Consider the following 2,553-nt stretch of genomic DNA (forward strand, 5'->3'; position numbering starts at 1 on the left):
CGGGGGCCGGCCGTGAGGAGCTGCTCGCGGGACTGCGGGCGCTGGCCGAGGGCGGTACGGCGGACAACGTCACCGTCACACCCCCCACCACACCCGCGGACAGTCGGCGCGGCACCGTCTTCGTCTTCCCCGGCCAGGGCTCCCAGTGGGCCGGCATGGCACGGGAGCTGCTCGCCGAGTCACCGGCGTTCGAGGAACAGATCCGGGCCTGCGACCAGGCCCTGGCCCCGTACGTCGACTGGTCCCTGCTCGACGTCCTGAACGGCGTCGACGGCGCACCCCCGCTGCAGCGGGTCGACGTCGTCCAGCCGGCCCTCTGGGCCGTCATGATCGGACTGGCCGCGGTCTGGCGCTCCCTGGGCGTGCGCCCCGACGCCGTGGTGGGCCACTCCCAGGGCGAGATCGCCGCCGCCCATGTCGCGGGCGCGCTGTCCCTGGAGGACTCGGCCAAGATCGTCGCCGTCCGCAGCCGGGCCCTGCTGAGCCTGGCGGGCACCGGCGGCATGACCTCCGTCGCCGCCCCGGCCGAGGACGTCCGCGCACTGCTGGCCGCCATCGGCGGCCACGCCGAGATCGCCGCGGTCAACGGCCCCTCCTCGACCGTGGTCTCGGGCGACCCGGAGGCGCTCGACCTGCTCATGGCCCGCTGCGAGGCCCGCGGGATCGTCAGCCGCCGCATCGACGTCGACTACGCCTCCCACTCCGCGAGCGTCGAGCCGCTGCAGGACCAGCTCCTGGCGGAGCTGGCCGGGATCACCCCCGCGAGCTGCGACATCGCCTTCTACTCCAGCGTCACCGCGACCCCCCTCGACACCGCGGGGCTGGACGCCGGCTACTGGTACGAGAACCTCCGACGGCCCATCCGGTTCCAGGAAGCCGTCCAGGCCGCGGCCGACGCCGGCCACGGGTTCGTCGTGGAGTCCAGCCCGCATCCCGTCCTGACCGCCGGCATCGAGGAGACCCTCGGCGGCGAGCGGGTCGTCGTGGGCTCCCTGCGCCGTGACCACGGGGCCGTACGGCAGATCCTCACGAACGCGGCCCGCCTCCACACCGGCGGGCTGCCCGTCGACTGGTCCCCGCTGTTCGCCGGGGCGCGGCCGGTGGAGCTGCCGACGTACGCCTTCCAGCGCCGGTCCTACTGGCTGCAGGAGGACACCGCCGTTGCGGACGTGGCGTCGGCCGGCCTGGAGACGGTGGGGCACCCGCTGCTGGGCGCGGCGGTCGAGCGGCCCGACGGGCAGGGCTGGGTGTTCACCGGCCGCCTCTCGCCCACGACCCACCCCTGGGCCGCGGACGTTCCGGACGCCGTGCTGCTCGAACTGGCGCTGGCCGCGGCCGACCGGGCCGGGTGCGACCGGCTGGAGCGGCTGACCGTCGAGACGCCCCTGAGCCTCGGGCGGGCCACGACCGACGTGCGGGTCGTGATCGACGCGCTGGACCGCGGCCGCAGCTCCCTCGCCGTCTTCTCGCGGGACTCCGGAGACTGGATCCGGCACGCCACCGGGGAACTGACCGAGACCCCGGTCGGCGCCGGGGCGCTCCCGGCCGCCGCCTCCGCCGTGAGTCCGGACCAGGACGTCGTCCGGGCCGAGGTGGCACTCCCGGACCACGCCGACCCCGGCGGGTACGGCCTGCACCCGGTGCTGCTGGCCGCCGCACTGCGACCGTTCGCCGGGGCCGGTGAGCCCCGCTCCTGGTCCGGGGTCGAGCTGTACGCCACCGGGGCCACCGAGCTGCGCGTGTCGCTGACGCCCACGGGGGCCGGCACCGCGCGTCTGTCCGCGGTGGACGCGATGGGCGAACCCGTCCTGAGCATCGCCGAGGTGAGGACGGGCCGGAGCTCCGAGGCCGAGGACCGGGCCGAGGCCGGGGTTCGGGCCGACCGGCCCGCCCCGGTCGGCGACGACCTGTTCCACCTGGACTGGACCGCCCTCGGTGGCCACGCCGCCCGGCCCGCCGCCGAGGAATCGTGGGGTGTGCTCGGCTCCGCCGACGCGCTCGCCCTGCCCGGTACCGTGGCGTACCCCGACCCGGCCGCCCTGGCCCGGGCCGCCGAGGTGCCCGGCACCGTGATCCTCCCCTGCCTGGGCGCGGAGGGCAACGAGCAGGACGTGCCCAGCGCGGCCCGCGCCATCGCCCAGCACGTCCTGGAGGTGCTGCAGGACTGGCTGGCCGAGGGGCGGTTGGCGCTCTCGCGCCTCGTCGTGCTCACCCGCGGGGCCGTCGCCACCACCCCCGACGAGGGCGTGAGCGCGCTCTCCGCCTCGGTCCTGTGGGGCCTGCTGCTCTCCGCCCAGTCCGAACACCCGGACCGCTTCGTCCTCCTGGACGTCGACACCGACCCGGACCGCGAGGTCCTGGCCGCGGCCCTCGCGAGCGGCGAACCTCAACTCGCCCTGCGCGACGGCACCCTGCTCGCCCCCCGGCTCACCCGGACGGCACCGGCCGAGCTCCGCGCCCCGGTGGCGTTGGATCCGGAGGGGGCGGTGTTGGTGGTGGGTGGTACGGGGGTGTTGGGGTCGTTGTTGGCGCGTCATCTGGTGGTGGCGTGTG

General features: G+C 76.0%; 1 protein-coding gene. It reads left to right on the top strand.

The annotated features are described in order from the left end of the window. Window positions 1-2,553, top strand: a 2,553-nt coding sequence (locus tag ACIQI7_RS38900) for an acyltransferase domain-containing protein (RefSeq protein ID WP_401119595.1), incomplete at both ends; no start/stop codon positions are given.

Source organism: Kitasatospora sp. NPDC092039 (assembly GCF_044756065.1).
In the GTDB taxonomy this organism is placed as follows: Bacteria; Actinomycetota; Actinomycetes; order Streptomycetales; family Streptomycetaceae; genus Kitasatospora.